Below are 18,093 nucleotides of genomic sequence, written 5' to 3'. Positions count from 1 at the left end.
ATTCCGGTGGCGGCCCCTGCGGGTGGCCGGTCGCTTCCCCACCCCGCGGGCTCTTGCTAGGCTCGATCGCGATGCCCACGTTCCCGATCGCCACCGCCGCGCGCCCGCACGCCGTCCCTCGCGGCAGCGTGTCTCCGAGTCTGCTCGTCCGATCCGTGGGTACGAACGGCCAGGTGTCCTCGTGGGGCGCCAACCAGGCCGGCGCACCGCCATCGGCCTCCGTCCACTGACCCCGGAGCCGTTGCCGGCGCTCGTGAGCGCCCACGCCGTCCTCCGGCCCGCTCTGACCTCATGTCACCCCGGACCTAGGTGGACCCTTGCTACTTGCCTGCCTCGCGGGCGCACTCCTCACGTGCGCGCTCGCCCCCCTGTTGACCCGCGCGCTCGGCCGCAACGTCGGGTGGCTGCTCGCGGTGCCCCTGCTCGGCGCCGCGGCGCTGATCGCCCTCGGTTACGACGACGCCGCGCACTCCCCCGTGCAGCCCACCCCCGCGGTGGTCGAGTCCGTCCCGTGGATCCCGTCCCTGGACGTGGGGCTCGCCCTGCGCCTGGACGGGCTCTCCCGGGTCTTCACCCTCCTGGTCCTGGTGATCGGTGCCGCAGTGCTGTGCTACGCGACGCGCTATCTCGAGCGCACCGACCGCGCGGATCACGGGAAGCATGCGGGGTTCTACACGCTCATGACGGGCTTCGCCGCGGCCATGCTGGCCCTCGTGCTCGCCGACGACCTGGTGGTGTTCTACGTCGCGTGGGAGGCCACCACGCTGTGCTCGTTCCTGCTCATCGCGCGCTCGGGTGACGGGGCCCGGGAACCCGCGATCCGCACGCTGCTCGTGACCGTGGCAGGCGGGCTCGTGCTGCTCGCCGCGGTCACGCTCATGATCGTGGCCACCGGCACGACCCGGATCAGCACCGTGCTGACGCACGACGTGTGGGGTGCGCAGCCCGGGCTGACCACGCTCGTGGCCGTGCTCGTGGCGGTCGCCGCGTTCACCAAGTCCGCGCAGTTCCCGTTCCAGGCGTGGTTGCCGGACTCGATGGTCGCGATCACCCCGGTCTCCGCCTACCTGCACGCCGCGGCCATGGTCAAGGCCGGCATCTACCTCCTGTTGCGTTTCTCCCCCGTCTTCTCCGGGGTTCCCGCGTGGACCGTCCTGCTCGTGACGGCGGGTCTCGTCACCGCGGTGTTCGGCGCCGTGGCCGCGCTGCGCCGTTACGACCTCAAGGAACTGCTCGCCTACTCGACCATGAGCCAGCTGGGTCTGCTGACCGCGATGATCGGCGTGGGCACCACCGCCGCGCTCTCCGCCGCCGTGGTGCACACGGTCGCGCACGCGCTGTTCAAGTCCGCGCTGTTCATGGGCGTGGGCGTGATCGACCACAGCGCGCACACCCGCGACCTGCGCGAACTCGCCCGGATGAACCCGCGGATGCCCGTGACCGCCACGGTCATGGTGCTGGCCGCCGCGTCCATGGCGGGGATCCCCCTGCTGCTCGGTTTCGTGAGCAAGGAGTCCATGCTCGCGGCCTTCCTCGAGGCGCCCGGTCCCGCGTGGGCCCCGTGGTTGCTCACCGCCACGGCCGCCCTCGCCTCGGTCTTCACGGTCGCGTACTCCGCGCGCCTCGTGCTGGGCGCGCTCGGCGGCCGCAACGGCACGGTGGTGCGCGAGGCCCCGGCCACGTTCTGGGCCGCACCCGCCGCGGGTGCCCTCGCGGGGCTCGTCCTCGGTCTCGCGCCGTTCCTGCTGGACGGACTCGCCTCCGCGGGCGCGAGCGCGGCCGCCGGGTCCACCGTGGAGAAGCACCTCGCGGTGTGGCACGGCCTTGTCCCCGAACTCTTCGTCTCCCTCGCGGTGCTCGCCACGGGCGCGGTCCTGGTCCTCGCCCGACGCCGCGTGCACGCCGTCCTGGCCCCCCGCACCTTCCCGTTCTCCGCCCTGGACGGCGTGGACCGGGCGCGCGAGGGGATGATCCGGCTCGGCGGCGTCGTCGGCTCGTGGACGAACAGCCCCGCCCCCGCGCGGCACCTGGCCATCCCCGCGGTGTGCCTGAGCGTCGTCGCCCTGCTCGCCGTGTGGAGCACGAGCGAACTGCCGCCCGTGCGGATCGCGGCGAGCGAGCCCTTCGACTGGCTGCTCGCGCTGCTGATCGCGTGCGGCGTGGTGGCCATGATGAACGCGCGCAGCCTGATCTCCGCGATCGTGGTGACCGGGGTCGTGGGCTTCTCGATCACCGTGTGGTTCTTCGACCTGGGCGCCACGGACGTGGCCATGACCCAGCTGCTCGTGGAGATCCTCACGGTGTGCGTCATGGTCCTGTTGCTGCGCCGGTTGCCCGCGCGCTTCTCCTCCCCGGGCGCACGACGCCGCGTGGTCGCCCTGCTCGTGGCCGGCGCCGCGGGGCTGGCGACCACCGCGGGCGTGTGGATGCTGACCGGGCGGCGCGAGGTATCCCCCGCGTCCGAGTACTACCTGACCCACGGCTACGACGAGACGGGCGGGTCCAACCTGGTCAACACGATCCTCGTGGACTTCCGTGCCCTGGACACCCTGGGCGAGCTGACCGTGCTGGGGGTCGCCGGGCTCACGATCGCCGCCCTGCTGCACGGGCGCCGTCCCGCCGCGGACGACCCCGCCCCGATCGACGAGCAATCGCCCGTGAGCGACCCGGAGACCAACACCGTGTTCGTGCGCACCGCCGCTCGGTTGCTCGGGCCCGTGATCGTGGCGATGTCCGTGATCCTGCTGTTGCGCGGACACTACGAACCCGGCGGCGGTTTCATCTCCGCGCTCGTGGGCGGGGCCGGCTTCACCCTGAGCTACCTGGCCGCGCCGTCCGACGAACGCGCCCGCGTGCGCCTGCCGTACCTGTGGTTGATCGGGGCCGGTGTGGCCGTGGGAACCGTCACGGGCCTGCTGGGGTACCTGGACGGGTCCTTCCTGCGGCCCCTGCACCCGAGCATCCTGGGGTTCGAGCTCACCACCGCGCTCGTGTTCGACGTGGGCGTGTACCTCGCGGTGATCGGCGTGATCCTGGCCGCGTTCAACCTGCTGGGGCGGCCGCCGTCGGACACCACCAAGGTGCTGCCCCGTGAACCCGAACCCGGTGCCGCGGGACCGGACGACCCGCCCGGTTCCGGCGCGTCCCCGGGCACGAGCACCGGGGCCGGCGAACGCCGTCGTGCCGCCCGCAGAGGCGCCGCCGCGAATCCCGCGACGACCCGTTCGTCGCACCCGACCCACGAGACCGGAGAGGTGACCCCCCGATGAGCGCAGCCGTGATCGCCGGACTGCTCGTGTTCGGTGCCGTGTACCTGCTCATGCAGCGCGAGATGCTGCGCGTGATCCTGGGCTTCGTGCTCCTGGGCCACGCGGGCAACGTGGTGCTCATGGCCGCGGGCGGCAGCGCCCGGCGCCACGAGCCCTTCGGCGCCCCCGAGGACCTGTCCACCGTGGCGGACCCCCTGCCCCAGGCGTTCGTGCTCACGGCGATCGTGATCGCGTTCTCCATCACGATCGTGATGCTCGTGCTGGCCGTGACCGGCCGGGACGAGGAGGACGACACCGAGGCGGACCCCGAGGAGGTGCGCTCATGAGCGGCGCCCTCCTCCCCCTGTTCGTCGCGCTGCCCCTGCTCGTGTCCGCGGTGTTGTTGATCGTGGGCGACCGCCGCGTGCTGCACGCCGTGGGTCTCCTCGCGACCATGCTGCTCGCGATCGCCGGAGCCGTGTGGCTCGTGACCGATTTCGCCGGCGGCGGCGGGGCCGTGGCCCACGGTGTGGCGCAGTGGCCCGTGGGGATCTCCATCCCGTTCGTCGCGGACATGTTCGCCGCGCTCATGCTCACGGTCACCGGGGTGCTGACCCTGGTGTGCTCGTGGTTCGCGTACGCCTCCGGCCGGGCGGCCACCGTGTACTTCGCCCCGCTCGTGCTCGTGCTCACGGCGGGGGTGAACGGCGCGCTGCTGACCGCGGACCTGTTCAACCTCTTCGTGTTCATCGAGGTCATGCTGCTGCCGTCCTACGGGCTGTTCGTCCTCGCGGCGCGGCACCGGGGCACCGAGCGGCAGGTCATGGGTGCGCGGCTGTACGTGACCCTGAACCTGCTCACCTCCACGATCTTCCTCATGGGTGTGGGCTTCATCTACGGCACCGCGGGCACCGTGAACATGGCCGAACTCGCCGGCCGTGCGGCCACCGACGGCACCGTGGCGATCTCGACCGCCGTGTGCTTGTTCGCCCTGGCGATCAAGGCCGCGGTGGTCCCCATCCACGGGTGGCTCGCGGTCGCCTATCCGGCCACGTCCCCCGCGATCACCGCACTGTTCTCCGGGCTGCACACCAAGGTGGCCATCTACGCGATCTACCGGATCTACGCCGTGGTCTTCGACGGCGACACCCATTGGCTGTGGATCGGCGTGGCGCTGTGCTGCCTCACGATGGTCGCGGGCGTGCTGGGGGCCGTGGGTGAGAAGACCACACGCTCGATCCTGGCGTTCCACATGATCAGCCAGATCGGGTACATCCTGCTGGGGATCGCCCTGTTCACCCTGGCCGGACTCGCCGCGGGCATCTTCTACCTGCTGCACCACATGATCGTAAAAGCCTCCCTGTTCCTGTCCACCGGCGCGATCGAGGTGCGCTACGGGACCGGGAGGATCGGCGCGCTGTCCGGGATGGCGAAGCGCGAACCCGTGATCGCGGTCGCGTTCTTCGTGGCTGCACTGTCCCTGGCCGGGCTGCCGCCGTTCTCCGGGTTCGTGGCCAAGTTCTCGCTCATCCTCGCGGCGGTCGACACCGGGCACGTCATCGCGGTGATCGTGATGCTCGCGGTCAGTCTCGTCACGCTGCTGTCGATGCTCAAGATCTGGAACGGCGTGTTCTGGGGTTCCCCGGATACGCCCGCACCCGAGTCCCCGGCACCCGCGGGCGACGGCGCCGTGGCCACCGCGAGCGGGCGACGCATCTCCGCGGCCCTGGCGGGGCCCGCCGTCGTCACCGCGTGCCTGACGCTCGCGCTGGGCCTGGGCGCGGAAGTGCTCATGGGTGTGTCCACGACCGCCGCGGAGGGCCTGCTGGACACCTCGACCTACGTGAAAGCGGTGATGGACTCATGAGTTGGCTCACCTGGCCCGTCCGGGTCCTGGGATTCCTGGTGTGGTACGCCGGGCAGATCATCTCCTCGAGCACTGCGGTACTGCGGGACAACCTGACCCCGGGGCAGAACTCGACCCCCGGTGTGGCCCGCGTGCGGACCCGCTGCCGCTCGGACCTGGAGGTGACGCTACTGGCCGCGCTGATCACGCTCACCCCCGGAACGCTCACGCTGGGGATGCACGACGCACCCGTGGCGGCGCAGCGCCGTCGGGATGCGGAAGACCTCCGCACGCTGTACGTCCACTCGCTGTACTCGGGCGATGCCGACAGCGTGCGGGACGAGGTCCGGGAACTGGAGACACGACTGCTGCGCGCGGTGCGCCGCTCGGGAGGGACGTCATGATCGGTGTGACCGTGGGGATCGTGATCCTCGCCGTGGCCTGCCTCGCGGCGGCCTTCCGGATCCTGCGCGGGCCCACGGAGGCGGACCGCGCGGTCGCGGGTGACCTGCTGCTGTTCGGGTTCGTAGGCCTGATCGCACTGTTCGGTGTGCGGGTGGCCAACGAGTACACCTTCGACATCGTGCTCGTGGCGGCGCTCGTGGGATTCCTCAGCGCGCTGTCCCTGGCGCGCGCTCTGACCAGGGGGAAGCGATGACCGAGATCCTGACCGTCCTGGGCAACGTCCTGATCGTGGCCGGGGCCCTCGTGTTCGCCACCGCGGCCCTCGGGGTGGCCCGCTTCCGGGACGCCTACATGCGGGTCTCGGCCGTGGGCACCGCCGGTGGGTTGGGCATCGTGTTCGTGGTCACGGGGGCGCTGTTGCTGCAACCGTCCGTCTCCAATGTGGTGAAGGTCGTGCTCATCATCACGATCCACCTGATCACGTCCGCGGTGGGGACCATGGCGATCGCGCGGGCCGCTTATCTCACGGGGACGCCCCTGGAGCGTTACGCGTTCGACGAGCTGGCCGCGGACTCCCCCACCTCGGACAGGGACCCGGAGCCCGCGCGTAAGCCGGCCGCGGACTGACTCCCGCCCGCCCGGCTCGCGGGAAGACGTGCGGGTCGCGGGTCCCTTTGTGGGGTGGGGCTCGCGCTTCCGGACTGAGGGCGGCCCTCCAGGATCAGCGGACGGCCCGGCTGAGCCGGTCCACGGCCTCCACGATGGTCTCGGGTGCGCACGCGAGGTTGATCCGGGCGAAGCCCTTACCCGCGTCGCCGAACCTGGGCCCGTTCGATAGGGCCACCTCGGTGTGTTCGAGCGCGTACGCCGCGGGATCGTCGCCCCAGCCCAGGGCGCGCATGTCGAGCCACGCGAGGTAGGTCGCGCGTCCCCGGCGGACGACGACGCCCGGTAGCTTCTCCGCGACTTCCCGCTCGAGCAGCTCGGTGTTGTCCTGGATCACGGTGATGGTCTCGTCCAGCCAGTCGAGGCTGTCACGGAAACCCTCCCGCGTGGCGAGCAGGCCGAAGCTGCCGGTGCGGTAGGACACCTCGTCCGGCAACTGATCGAGCCACCGCGTCATGGGCTCGGAATCCACCACGAACATGGCAGTCTTCAAACCGGCCAGGTTGAACGCCTTGCTCCCCGATTCCGCGGCCACGCCGTGCTCGCGCGCGGCATCGGACACCGAAAGGTATGGCGTGAACTTGGTCCCGTGATGCGTGAGCGGGGCGTGGATCTCGTCGCTGACCACGAATCCGTCGTGCTCGGCCACGATCTCGGAGAGCCGTTCGAGCTCCTCGCGGGAATGTACGAGCCCCACGGGGTTGTGGGGATTGCACAGCAGCACGCCGCAGGCACCCGCGCGCAGGGCGGCGTCGATGCCGGGCAGATCCAGACGGTAGCTCGCGGCGTCGTCGAGCAGCGGGACCTCCACGACCCGCCCGCCGGCCTCGACCACGAGGTCGAAGAACGGCGGGTAGACGGGCGGGGTGATGATCACGCCGTCGCCGGGCGCCATGAGACGGCGCAGCGACTCCACGATCACCACACTCACGTCCGTGGTGTAGGTGATCCGCGCCGGATCCGGGCGCCACCCCACCGCTGCGCCGCGAAGTCCGCGAACGCCTCCGCGGCGCCGCGGTCGGTCGGGGTGGCGTACCCGGTGTCGCTGTTCTCGATCGCATTCTGCAGCGCCGCCTTGATGGCCGGCGGCGTGGGGAAGTCCATTTCCGCGACGAACATGGGCAACACGTCCCGCGGATACGTGCGCCACTTGGCGCTCGTACGACGCCGCAGGGCGGGCATATCATCGGCGGTCGTCATGGCCCACCTCCCGGTAGCGAACGGCACTCAGGACTCTGTGAGCTTTTTGGCCTGGCCCAGGCGCAGCGACTCCAGGGTCTTCTCCTGATCCTGGGCGCGCTCGTAGAGGTTCTGCAACAGGTCCTTGTCCAGCCGCTCGTCCGGGACTTCCAGGAGCAACCGCCACCCGAGGCCTTTGACGTGCACGGCGGCCACGAGGCCCTCGAGTTCCTCGATGTCCGACAGCGGCGAACGTTCCTTGATCCGCTCGTTCGGCTTGAGGCGTGCGAGCTTCTCCCCCGCCTTCGCGGGAAGATCCTTGTACAGGGCCGGCTTGGCCCCGACCATGGCCATGATGTCCTCCAGGGACGTCTGATCGCGGGCGATCTCCGGGACCAGTCGCTCGACCTGTTCCCGCACCTCCGGGTCCCCGTGGCCCTCGGCCACGCGGCGGAACACATCCACCCCCGCGGCCGATCCGGCGTGGTGGTCCTGCAGGTACGTGGTGATGACGTTGGTCACGGGATACCCCTCTCGTCGTGTCCTCCCACCTAAGCATGCCGAGCTCCGCACGGTCACACCCGAGTGGGTACATGACGTGCATATTTACCCGATGACCTGCGCCGCCCCGCCTGCCACCCCCATGTTCTAGTGCAGCAAAAGCAGCTTTGGTGCACCGAATCACGCTTTAGCTCAATAAAAGCAGAGGGGTGCGGCGTCGTCGTCCGCCGTGCGTGCGCGGCATACTGGACGGGTACGCGCCGTGCCGGGGGAATCGGGGCGGATCATCTCAGGGGGGGACAGTGGCACCGGAAACTTTCGTGGACTTCACCGCGCCGAACGGACTGAGCTCGTGGTATCACGTGTGGGACTCGGGCACCGCGGGGATCATGTACTACTTCGACGGGGACTACTGGGACCTGGACGACACGTCCATCAACTGGCCAGACGAGGGCGATCTGGCCCGGCTCGCGGTGGCAGCACGGGCCCGGGACCTCATGTTCGTGGCCGTGAACACGCCGGACGAGGACGGCTCCGGCGACGGCTACACGTGGTGGGAGGACTGCAAGGCGAACGGCAAGTACTTCCGGGCGCTGCACGAGCACATCGTCGAGCGGAACCCGCAGGTGGACGCGAGCAACATCTGGCTCGTGGGGTACAGCGGCGGCGCCGAGTTCATCACCTACGAACTGCTGGACCGGGGTATTCCCGGGATGACGCACGGCGGCGCGGTGATCATCGGTGGCGGCGGAGCGAACGCGCCGGTGGCCACCAAGAAGAAGGCCCGGCCGTGCATCGGCAACACGGCCATGCACTGGTGGGTGGGCGATCAGGACGTGGACGGTGCCACGAACCCGCCCGAGTGGAGCGCGCTGGGCGCCGCCGAGGAGGGCGTCGCCGCGTTCCAGGCCGCGGGTTTCGACACGAACCTGCACGTCCTGCCGGGCGTGGACCACTCCGGATACGACGCCGTGGCATGCCTTTCGCACGCACTGCCCGCGGTCTCGCGCAAGGCGGGCCTGCGCGCCGCTCTGACCGACGGGTGGGTGCGGCTCACGCGGGAGACGTGAGGGGTCCTTGAGCGGCGGGGCGTGATTCCTAGTGGAGTTAGAGCAGCCACGGGCACGGAAAAGTGATTTAGCTCCACTAGAAATTCGGGTGGAGGCCGTGAACCTCACTACGCACGAAAAAACCGGCCCCGACCAAGCATCTCTGCCTGGCCGGAGCCGGTTCACTCGGTCGGGATGACAGGATTTGAACCTGCGACCCCTTGACCCCCAGGTGCCAGGATCAGGTTCTTAGCCTTCTTGACCTGGCTATTCCTGTTTCAGCGATGCGCTCCGCGCGTCCCATATTGCAGGGTTTGCAGGCTGTTGGTCACTTGATTGGTCCACTTCGTCGACGAGAACGGACCTCCAGTGTGCAACCACCAAATGCTGGCAGGACCGGTGCCGGAAAGGTCAGCCACCGCTCTCACCCGGAAGCTCCGAACCCTCAGCTTCAAGTGCGGTGACCAGGGTCGACACCACCGATGACAGCGCTGTTGCTCTCCTCGTGACCTCACTGTTCCAGTCCGGACTCTCGACATCGTCTTCGCTGCCGTTGTCGGCGAAGCGAATGCGACGGAGTGTCCGCAGCGCCCCGTCTCCGATCTTCTCCGCTTGCTTCGTCCAAGCCGCGCCGTCTTCCTCGGCAAGTGCGGCCGCCCGGCCAATCAGTCCATGGACGAGATCGCCGGCGAGTCGATCGATGAGCAGTGCGGCTTTCAGAGTGGTGCTTGTCTCGGTCTCCTCTGTGCTTGGCTCGGCATCAGCGGCGAAAGCGCCGAAATATGCCCACGGTCTTCGTCCGGGTGTCAGCCTCGCGATTGCCGCCTCCACCTCGTCCACTTCAGCGAGGGGTAACCGACTGCCGGGAAGCTGACGGCGAAGCGACCAGAGTCGGAGGATGAGGTCGGCAACCTCAGCCTCGGCGGTAGATCTCTCAGATCCAGCCTTCTGTTCAAGGCTGGTCAGGCGCTCCGCAAGATAGTGAGCTATCCAGCGTCCGAGAGTGTCGGTCTGTTCCAGCTCAGCCGCCAGCAGCTTACCTAGTTCCAACACAGCCGTTGAAGTCGTTCCATCCTGTTCCTGGCTGGTAGGAGAAGACTCGGAAGTCGTTGCCATGATCGGCGTCACCTCCTTCACTGTCGTTGTCTGAGACGTCGGCATAGCGAGCGCTACGATCTTCGCGCCTCACGCGTACCTCCACAATGAGCGCGGCATCGAGGCGTCCCAGCAACTGGTCGAGCGCTTCGGTCGTGATCCGCAGCCGGTGGCCTGATGGGCCGTGTGGTTCACGGCCGGCGCTAATCTCTGCCCAGGTCTCAGACGCCAAGACGACGTCCGCCTCCTCGCTCTGCCAGCGGAGGCCGCCGTCTCGGGAGGTGATGCTGAGCATTTTCGCAATGTCCTCGGAAGGGCGTGGGAGCTCGGGCGTGAGTTCGGTGGCGAGGGGGTCCAGCCGGTCGATGCCGCCTTCAGAATTCGGCGTTGACACCCAACCTTGAAGCTGGAACGGAGGCGAGGAGAACTGGAAGTCTTCGTCATCGAGGTCAGCTGATGGGATTCGGAAGCTCCAGTAACCGTCAGCAGTTTGCAGCGCACGTACAAGCGCGCCCGCGGCTTCGGGAGTGACCAGAGCCGATGCGATGTCGATGCTCAGGGATCGGTCGTACTCAGTGGCAGCGGCCGATTGCCAGACTGTCACCCATCCGTCAGCAGGTTTGAGGGCGGTCAGAAACTCGGATTCGTGAACCCGGCTACTTCCTCGCGGTCCGGCAGTAGCCAATGAACCAGGGATCGAGCTTCGCTGATCTGTAATCCATCGCCCGTCGTGGCGTGCGACGTCGAAGTCGGCGAGCCATTCTAGGACGTCGGGCTGTTCTGCGTCGGGGTCGCGGTACGGAGCAACGGTCCTCATGAGTCTTCCGGCGGTGGTAAGTGCCGCGTGGCGTTCCAGGTAATAGTCGAGATCCTCAGCTTTAGGAATCTCCCATTTGTATCCGTAGGTTTCACCGTCCTCGTAAACACCTGCGGTCCGCCTCGGGTCCTCTAGACGTTTGCCCTTGCCTCGCCATCCCCATTCGTCGAGGATGAGCGTGCTAGCCGCATCGAGCACTTCTTGGTGTGTGATGGCGAGTGCCTTCGTTAGTTTTCCGAGGACATACTCGTCGAAGTCTGAATGGAATCGGTGCTCAGCGTGTGGTGCGCCCTTCATCATTGGACCGGGCTGGGTGGGGCGGTGCCAGCTTTCGAGAGTCACCGGCTCTGCAAGCTTGGCCTTCCAGTCTGTCCCAACAGAACGGCCAATTGGTGTGGTGGTCAGTAGTGCAACTGATGAGCAGTGTCGTTGAATCGCGGCGTGGTCCGGATAGCGGTCGCTTAGTTCGATCACTGTGGACATGAGTGCGTCGACGGCAGAGGGGTCGTCGCGTGCTACTCGCTCGACAGCGACCAGGAACCACTTGGGCTGACCCCGTTTTTTAGGTCCGGTGGTTCTGGGAGTCGTCCTGTCGCCCGTGGTTGCGGGCAGGGAGACTGGTCAGATCATGTCGAACAGCAGGAAGCGTCACACCCCGGAGCAGGTCGTCCGCAAGCTCGGGCAGGCCGACAGGATGCTCGCCGACGGCAGCGACATCGCCGCGGTGTGTCGGGAGCTTGGGATATCCGAGCAGACGTATTACCGGTGGCGTAACCAGTACGGCGGACTGAAGGCCGACGACGCGAAGCGCCTCAGGGAACTGGAGAAGCAGAACGCCACGCTCAAGCGGTTGCTGGCCGAAGCGGAGCTGGAGAAGGCCGCGCTCAAGGAGCTGGCCGAGGGAAACTTCTAGGCCCGGGCAGGCGCCGCGCCGCCGTCTCGCACCTGATCAGGACACTGCAGGTGAGCGAGCGGATGGCGTGCCGTCTGGCCGGGCTGAGCAGGTCCGCGTACCGTCGCCCGCTCAAGGGCGACACGGTCGCCGACCCTGATCGCGCGTTGCGAGACTGGCTGCGCGCGTGGGCGAAGAAGCATCCCCGCTACGGGTACCGGCGGGCGTATCACGACGCCCGGGGTGAGGGCTGGGCGGTCAACCACAAGAAGATCCAACGCCTCTGGCGAGCCGAAGGCCTCCGCGTCCCGCAGCGGCGACGCCGCAAGCGTGTCGGATCCTCGACCGTCGACGCCCCGGCGGCAGTCGCACCGAACCTCGTATGGGCGGTGGACTTCCAGTTCGACGCCGACGAGCGGGGCTGCCCGATCAAGATCTGCTCCATCGTCGACGAGCACACCCGCGAGTGCATCGGCGGGCTCGTGGAGCGGTCGATCACCGCCGACCGGCTCACCGCCCACCTCGAAGAGCTCGTCGCCGTCCGCGGTGCACCGGGTGTGCTCCGCAGCGACAACGGGCCCGAGTTCATCAGCGACGCGATGGCCGACTGGGCGGGTACCCGCACCGGCCTGTTCTACATCCCGCCCGGCTCGCCCTGGCACAACGGATACGTCGAATCGTTCAACAGCCGCCTCCGCGACGAGTGCCTCAACATCAACAGCTTCTACTCACTGCTGCACGCCCAGGTCGTGATCGGCGACTGGAAGACCGAGTACAACCATCAGCGTCGGCACTCATCGCTCGGCTACCTACCCCCGGCCGAGTACGCTCGGCAGTGCACCCATCAAATCGAAACCGACGACTCACAGAGCGACCGGACCGAATGAAGGGGGCGGCCCACACTCTGCTGCGCTCATCTGGTAGTAGAGGAATCGTTCATCGGCGTACCCAGCTGCATCGCCCCGCGTGACTGCCGAGCCGAGCGCAATGATCACGTCGCTGACGCCGAGTTCGATAGCTGTACGCACTGCGTGTGCAGCCTGCCAACGAACTGCTGAGCGCGGGTCACCAAGTGCAGCCCAGAGGAAGTTTGCTATTGCGGTATCGATTGGGTCTGCTGGCGTCTGCCCGGAAGCTGTCCTGGGACTAATTCCGAGTTCTTCCTCGAAGGCGGCGAGCGCTTCGTCGAGCACGCGCGCAGCCGTGGAAGGGTCGAGGACTGCTGAAGCTCCAGCTGCGAGCATGTAGCAATGGTCGGCATCGGTTAACGCTTCCTCAAGATTCAGGTGGTCGAGGGCACGTTGGAGGAGATCGGTCGTGCGCACCGCCAAGAGGTCGGCCGCCGCAGGCAGGTCAAAACTCATCCAGTTGTGGTGAAGCAACCGGGCACCGTGTCGATCAACGTAGGTGCCGACCGCATTCTTCAGCGAATCGACGAACGACTGAGCCGTTCGAGGACGCGCTAGGGCCGCGTTCAAGAGCTTGGCTAGCTCGTAGTCGCTGAGGGCATCAGAATCCAATGCGGCGTCCAGGATCGGGCCCCACTGAAGCTCTGGACGCGAAAAAGTTTCTGCGATGAAGAGACTGTCACTGTACGTACGAGCCTCTTGCTGCAGTCGAACCGCCGCGTTCACGTCGCTTGTCCGAGTGAGGTCAAGTGCCGCGATCTGCGCTTTGCATTCGTCTATCTGAGCGGATCGTTCTGCTTGTTCGTCTGGCGTGAGATCCAAGGTGGTGCTCCTGAACTCGTCAGGGTCCTTGGCACGAAGGGGGTCAGGAAGTGGGGATTGCCTGAACTCGGGATCGAGGGAGCGTCCAAGTCGGTTTGCGAGATTATCTGCGGCAGACAGGGCCTTTGCGTTGAGGGCGCCGGATACGTCAAGTTCACGAAGCGCGGCGTCCAGGCCAAAGTTGGTCGAGAAGGGCGCCAAAACTATTCTGAGATCTGGCCGTCCCGCAAGCAGGGCACCATCCCCTTCAACTAGTCCCCTGAATTGCCAGTCGAGCGCCCCGAACCGGCGATCCCTCCACTGCCCGAGAATTCGGAGAACGTTGGTGCCCGAGACCCGCGCGAGTGCAGCGACGAGCTGGTGTTGGTTGAATCCGTCATACACGATCGGTTCCACGGCCTCGCCGAGGCGAGCGACGCGCTCAGCGAGGGTGAATGCGTCGAGGGGATCGATGCCAGCAGCTGCCCGCGTGAGGGCAACTACTGCATCCCATCGATAAATCGCATCATCACCCACTCCGCTAGCAGCTTTCACAGCGTGGTCGAAGTAGCTTCCAGCTTCGGCCTCACTAAAGCGGTGCATTCCCCGAGCTATGCGCACTAGCGTTTCGGCCTTGCTGTCGGCCGTTTCAGCGGCACTCGTCAGGGCATGCCGTGCCGCGTTGGAGAGTTCGAGGACCGCCGACGCGAAACGGGCGTCGCCTCGCAGCCCTGAGATCAGGTCGAGCGCCCCGGCAATCGGAGCATTGGCAGAGATCGTCTGAATCGCTTGAATGCAAGCGACTGTCACCTCTTTTTCCTCGAAGGAAGAGCCGAGCAAGGGCAAGATCTGCCGGGCGATTCGGAGGGCCATTGACCAGATGTCATCTTGTGACTGGCGTTTGGGGTAACTCGCGATCACTGCTGCCGCGGCTTGCGGATCGAGGTCACCGCGAGCGTATTTTGTCCAAGAGCTGAGCCAGCTGATGGCGGGGCGCAGATAGCGATTGAGATCGTCGTCATTGGACTTCGCGGGATCGTACTTTCCACGCTTCGCTGGAACTTGAAGGGGCCGGTAGTGCCCGACATCGAGTACCTCACCCATTAGTTCGGCACGCAACGCGACCGCTAGGAGAAGACCCGATCGGCCTGAGCCGTGTCTGTCGCCAAGTCCAATAGGTAGCGATGGCGGCAAGCATTCGCGAAGTCGTTCTGCGGCTACTGTTGCGTCGGCAATCGAGTGACGCACCGCAAGTGCGCAAAGCCATGAAGCGCCCCGGAGCGCGGTATCTTCCGCATTCCGGTGATCGTATTCTTCGGCAGTGAGACGAGCACGGAATCGTTCCAGTGCCGTCCACGCGCCGCCAACGACACTGGCATCTACGGTCATTCCAACGCGCTGCATCTCGCCAAAGACGCCAAGAAGTAACGCAGGATGGGTGGAACTCACGATCAGGCCAGAAACGTCGTCCTCTGGGGCACATGAGATGAGCATCCGCGTAAGCGCCGCGCTCGATTCGAGGACGAATCGAGCTGGGCGCCAACCCGACAAGTATCGGACAGCCGCAGGAGGTCCATCCGTTCGAAGGATCGCAAGTGCGATGTGTGCCACTTGTTCTGGGGTGACATTCTCGTCGCGCGAGTACCGCTCTCTCGGCGAGCGTACCCAGGCAGCGATGGCGGAAGCTGCTTGCCGAGACCGGCTCCTGGCTGTGCTCGTACCTCCGGTGGAATGAGCAAGCATCGCCGCCTCGGCACCGAGCGTAGAGCCCGGCCAACTTTGTGGGAGCTCTCGCGACGCGATCAGCTCACCAAGCACCCGGGCGTCCATCCGCGAACCCGCCAGGTCAGGGTTGTCTCTAATGATCGTGAACTGCCGCCCCTTCCCTGCGCGACCCGCTCCAGCGCGCATGGCCAACTGCACAATCGAATCCGGACGTCGTAGCTGGACAGCTGCACGAAGACCGAACTCCACGCGTAAGTGCTCGACCCGGGTACGCTCGACGTCACTCGTTGAGGGCAGGGCATCGTCCGTGGCAACGAGGGCGAGCAGTTCGTCGTGGAGATTTGCGCTCCAGAGAACCTCCGGCAGAGAAGACGCGGCGTAAGCAGAGGAGCCGCTCAGCGTGCGCAGCTGAGACGCGACTTGGGCCGCGACCTCAGGTGTGGCACGGTGCCGGGTGCGGAAGTACGTTTCCGTCGGTTCGTCGAGAAACTGGACGCTTTGCCCGCTCAGGATCAAGCCTCGACCTAGATCGGATATGAAACTGCGGACGTTAGCAGCCTGCGTACCGGCAAGTTCCGCAAGCACGCCCAACGGAACACTCGGACGCAATAACGTGAGGAGCTGGGCAGCACGTTCGAGTTCTGATCGCGATCTACCAGCGTTGTTGAAGGCCTTGGTGACTTGCTCTTGCATGAGAGCGTCAAGCGGAGAAGTGCTGTCCGTAAACCCCGCGAGTCGACCGAGAGCCTCTTGAATCGTTTTGGTTTCAGAGAGCACCGTTGACACGACTCGCGGATTACCCGCGGTTCGATCGTGAATCTCTGCAACGTCCAGAGTCGTCGCCGATGGATGTGAAGTTGAAACGACCTTCGCCGTCTCTTCTAGTGCGAAGGCCGGTAGTTCGAACGTCACCGTACCCGCAGGAGCTTCAAGAAGATGAGCACGCTCTGGTCGACAAGTCAACACGATGTGAACGTTCGTTGGAATAGCGTCGTCTAGCCTCAGCAAGTCCCGCACGAATGCTCTAGATTCCGCGTTGTCCTCCGCAGCCATCACGGCGTTATCGGCGGCGTCCACCACTATCACTAGCTGGCGAGTTCCACTCTGAACGAGAATCTCGCTCGCAGCGTCGAGGCGACGAACGAAAGCCTTGGTGTACTCCTCGGGGGCGAGGTTGCCGGTGTGAACTATCGGGAGACCAAGCCCTATTCCTGCGATTTCAGTAGCAAGCTGAACTAGTCCGTCGCGGTGACGGTGCCGCGGACGGTCTGGTCTGCGGTAGGACCCATTGCCGAAGCAATCGTAGATGATGACGTCGGCTCGACCTCGTAAAAGGTCCGGTAGCGCCCGAGCGAACGTGCTCTTCCCGGCTCCGCCCTCGGCCGTTACGACTATCGAACCGGAAGATCCAAGAACCCGATCCGCGAGTTCTACATATGCGTCTCGCACAAAGAACGGTGCAGTCTCAAGCTGGCACGGCGCCGGGGCAAGCTCGTCCTCCCGACAACCGAAAGCAGTGAGAACATCTGCCTTCCGGATTGGGCCACTGGACTCGGTGCTCGCTCTTGAGGCGACAAGGTCAACAAGAGACGCGGACACACGGAGGTCGGTGTCAGCGGTGAGTCCGCCGACTTCTCGGTCAAGCCCGCGTCGGAGAACGGTAACCCCGGGCTCACGGCCTCGGAGGTCGAGCCGTGAGCATAGAGACGCCGCATCATCGGCGCTGAGATTCGCTGCATTCGTCAGCTTGGCGGCTGACGACCCCACGGCAGTCGGCTGACCACTAGCCAAGTCGCGCACAGCATTGACAGCGTCAGAGGAAATCGGCTTGTTCGTGACTATTGAGAAGCGAATCGTGGCCTGCGGGTACTGCATTCGCAATGTGTCATCGAGCTGAGCAAACTTGCTGAGGATCTTGCGAACCTCGCCAAGGGTGACATTCTCGTTTGGGTGCAGGGTCGAGTGCTTGAACTGACGCACTTCCAGGGACGTGAAGTCTTCGTCTGGAGGTCCATAGAACTCAACAAGGTCTATGACCTCAGCACCGTCTGGCTCGGCTTCCGAAGGAGCGGAGCCGAGTCCCTCGATTGATACCTGCTGGAGATCGGTCGCGGGGCTCAGGAGCTTTAGCAGGCGGGCTGCAGCCCAGGTGTAGTGGAATCGGTCACCGTCACGTGACGCGCGTACTCGTTCTGTCCCAGTGGAACCGCTTCGAGTGGAAGCGCTCTTCGCCCTAGCCATACCTCAGTGCTCCGTGCGGAACCAGCAGCGCCAACCTCTGCCGTGGTGACAAAGAGTCACGAGGAGATTCGGTGACATCACCTGGTGAAAACCCCCTACCGGTGACCAGGTCACCTACTGTCCGTCCGACACGCACTCATTCTCTCGCATCCTCTCCATCGCTCTCGGGCGACACGCGCCAAGAGACCGGTGGCGTGCGATCTCCTCGTCCGCACCAACCGAGCCTGCGCGACTAGATCGCACACGACAGCTGATGATCGAGGCGATCCGCGGCGTATCAGTGACCCACCTAGAGAAGGTCTTATCTATTGGGCGGGCAGCCGTCGGGGGCTGCCGCACGAACAGGTGACAGTTGGGGTGTCAGGCCGCGAGGCTCACGGCCGGGTTCATGATGGTCTCGTATTCGATAGGGGTCAATCGACCGAGGCGGGCCTGTCGGCGACGGCGGTGGTAGGTCCGCTCGATCCAGGTGATGATCGCGATTCGGAGCTCTTCTCGGGTCCGCCAGCGCTTGCGGTCCAGGACGTTCTTCTGCAGCAGCGAGAAGAAGGACTCCATCGCGGCGTTGTCGCCAGCAGCGCCGACTTTCCCCATCGAGCCCACGAGGTGATGACGGTTCAGAGCGTGCACGAACTTCCGTGACCTGAACTGACCGGATTCAACTGGTCGTTGCAACACCGGCTTCTTGGAGAGACTTTAGCTGCTCGTTCAGTGCCTCGG

Annotated in this window: 14 protein-coding genes and 1 pseudogene; 9 read left to right on the top strand and 6 right to left on the bottom strand. The window is 65.9% G+C overall.

Features of this window, described 5'->3' with window-relative positions; translation table 11 throughout:
- Nucleotides 1-317: 317 nt before the first annotated feature.
- The 6 genes from RF637_RS07425 to RF637_RS07400 are packed head-to-tail and all read left to right on the top strand — an operon-like array spanning nt 318 to nt 6,126.
- Entirely contained in the window at nt 318-3,269 is a 2,952-nt protein-coding gene (locus RF637_RS07425; protein ID WP_368844504.1) for a DUF4040 family protein, read from the top strand.
- Nucleotides 3,266-3,595, top strand: coding sequence for a cation:proton antiporter subunit C (locus RF637_RS07420; RefSeq protein WP_270450866.1), 330 nt, complete (start codon nt 3,266-3,268; stop codon nt 3,593-3,595). The genes RF637_RS07425 and RF637_RS07420 overlap by 4 nt, the downstream gene beginning before the upstream one ends.
- A complete protein-coding gene (locus RF637_RS07415) occupies nt 3,592-5,115 on the top strand; it encodes a monovalent cation/H+ antiporter subunit D family protein (protein WP_368844503.1) in 1,524 nt (507 codons plus the stop codon). The genes RF637_RS07420 and RF637_RS07415 overlap by 4 nt, the downstream gene beginning before the upstream one ends.
- Complete coding sequence (locus RF637_RS07410; protein WP_270257513.1) at nt 5,112-5,498, top strand: Na+/H+ antiporter subunit E; 387 nt, start codon at nt 5,112-5,114, stop codon at nt 5,496-5,498. The genes RF637_RS07415 and RF637_RS07410 overlap by 4 nt, the downstream gene beginning before the upstream one ends.
- Nucleotides 5,495-5,752, top strand: coding sequence for a monovalent cation/H+ antiporter complex subunit F (locus tag RF637_RS07405; protein ID WP_035961140.1), 258 nt, complete (start codon nt 5,495-5,497; stop codon nt 5,750-5,752). Before RF637_RS07410 ends, RF637_RS07405 begins: the two co-directional genes overlap by 4 nt.
- Complete coding sequence (locus RF637_RS07400; protein ID WP_270240125.1) at nt 5,749-6,126, top strand: monovalent cation/H(+) antiporter subunit G; 378 nt, start codon at nt 5,749-5,751, stop codon at nt 6,124-6,126. The genes RF637_RS07405 and RF637_RS07400 overlap by 4 nt, the downstream gene beginning before the upstream one ends.
- 94 nt (nt 6,127-6,220) lie before the next feature.
- Here RF637_RS07400 and RF637_RS07395 read toward each other — a convergent pair whose 3' ends face one another.
- The 3 genes from RF637_RS07395 to RF637_RS07385 are packed head-to-tail and all read right to left on the bottom strand — an operon-like array spanning nt 6,221 to nt 7,866.
- Nucleotides 6,221-7,096, bottom strand: a complete 876-nt coding sequence (locus RF637_RS07395; protein WP_368844502.1) for a MalY/PatB family protein — start codon at nt 7,094-7,096, stop codon at nt 6,221-6,223.
- Nucleotides 7,093-7,365 carry a hypothetical protein gene (locus tag RF637_RS07390; protein ID WP_368844501.1) on the bottom strand — a complete coding sequence of 91 codons (273 nt, stop codon included), beginning with the start codon at nt 7,363-7,365 and terminating at the stop codon, nt 7,093-7,095. Before RF637_RS07390 ends, RF637_RS07395 begins: the two co-directional genes overlap by 4 nt.
- A 27-nt stretch (nt 7,366-7,392) precedes the next feature.
- Nucleotides 7,393-7,866: a hypothetical protein gene (locus tag RF637_RS07385; RefSeq protein ID WP_270450863.1), complete on the bottom strand. Its 474-nt coding sequence runs from the start codon at nt 7,864-7,866 to the stop codon at nt 7,393-7,395.
- Between the two features lie 281 nt (nt 7,867-8,147).
- Between RF637_RS07385 and RF637_RS07380 the strand changes: the two genes are divergently transcribed.
- Nucleotides 8,148-8,915 (top strand): hypothetical protein, encoded by a 768-nt coding sequence (locus tag RF637_RS07380; RefSeq protein ID WP_270257519.1) that lies wholly within the window; start codon nt 8,148-8,150, stop codon nt 8,913-8,915.
- A gap of 390 nt (nt 8,916-9,305) precedes the next feature.
- Here the strand turns inward: RF637_RS07380 and RF637_RS07375 are convergent, their stop codons facing one another.
- Nucleotides 9,306-10,010 (bottom strand): hypothetical protein, encoded by a 705-nt coding sequence (locus RF637_RS07375; RefSeq protein ID WP_270257521.1) that lies wholly within the window; start codon nt 10,008-10,010, stop codon nt 9,306-9,308.
- A gap of 695 nt (nt 10,011-10,705) precedes the next feature.
- Here RF637_RS07375 and RF637_RS07370 point away from each other — a divergent pair.
- Together RF637_RS07370 and RF637_RS07365 are read left to right on the top strand one after the other, a co-directional pair.
- Nucleotides 10,706-10,849: an MYXO-CTERM sorting domain-containing protein gene (locus RF637_RS07370; protein ID WP_081477487.1), complete on the top strand. Its 144-nt coding sequence runs from the start codon at nt 10,706-10,708 to the stop codon at nt 10,847-10,849.
- 585 nt (nt 10,850-11,434) lie between these two features.
- A protein-coding gene (locus RF637_RS07365; protein ID WP_097776160.1) for an IS3-like element ISPfr10 family transposase occupies nt 11,435-12,585 on the top strand; the annotation gives its coding sequence in 2 pieces (ribosomal slippage) (nt 11,435-11,705 and nt 11,705-12,585; 1,152 coding nt in all).
- Here the strand turns inward: RF637_RS07365 and RF637_RS07360 are convergent.
- Both RF637_RS07360 and RF637_RS07355 read right to left on the bottom strand, forming a co-directional pair.
- Nucleotides 12,562-17,007, bottom strand: a complete 4,446-nt coding sequence (locus RF637_RS07360; protein ID WP_368844544.1) for an AAA family ATPase — start codon at nt 17,005-17,007, stop codon at nt 12,562-12,564. The two genes, RF637_RS07365 and RF637_RS07360, sit on opposite strands and share 24 nt — an antisense overlap.
- 726 nt (nt 17,008-17,733) lie before the next feature.
- Nucleotides 17,734-18,024, bottom strand: a pseudogene (locus RF637_RS07355) (IS3 family transposase); the annotation flags it as partial.
- Between the last annotated feature and the right edge of the window lie 69 nt (nt 18,025-18,093).

The sequence above is a fragment of the Kocuria sp. CPCC 204721 genome, from assembly GCF_040980945.1.
Taxonomy (GTDB): domain Bacteria; phylum Actinomycetota; class Actinomycetes; order Actinomycetales; family Micrococcaceae; genus Kocuria; species Kocuria marina.
Note: the sequence above shows the minus strand (reverse complement) of the source record. Positions and strands in the feature narration are given on the sequence as shown.

Coding starts and splice junctions, on each gene's coding strand:
- RF637_RS07360 (WP_368844544.1), bottom strand. CDS start 17,007: ATGCAGTACCCGCAGGCCACGATTCGCTTCTCAATAGTCACGAACAAG.
- RF637_RS07420 (WP_270450866.1), top strand. CDS start 3,266: ATGAGCGCAGCCGTGATCGCCGGACTGCTCGTGTTCGGTGCCGTGTAC.
- RF637_RS07405 (WP_035961140.1), top strand. CDS start 5,495: ATGATCGGTGTGACCGTGGGGATCGTGATCCTCGCCGTGGCCTGCCTC.
- RF637_RS07400 (WP_270240125.1), top strand. CDS start 5,749: ATGACCGAGATCCTGACCGTCCTGGGCAACGTCCTGATCGTGGCCGGG.
- RF637_RS07415 (WP_368844503.1), top strand. CDS start 3,592: ATGAGCGGCGCCCTCCTCCCCCTGTTCGTCGCGCTGCCCCTGCTCGTG.
- RF637_RS07390 (WP_368844501.1), bottom strand. CDS start 7,365: ATGACGACCGCCGATGATATGCCCGCCCTGCGGCGTCGTACGAGCGCC.
- RF637_RS07410 (WP_270257513.1), top strand. CDS start 5,112: ATGAGTTGGCTCACCTGGCCCGTCCGGGTCCTGGGATTCCTGGTGTGG.
- RF637_RS07375 (WP_270257521.1), bottom strand. CDS start 10,010: ATGGCAACGACTTCCGAGTCTTCTCCTACCAGCCAGGAACAGGATGGA.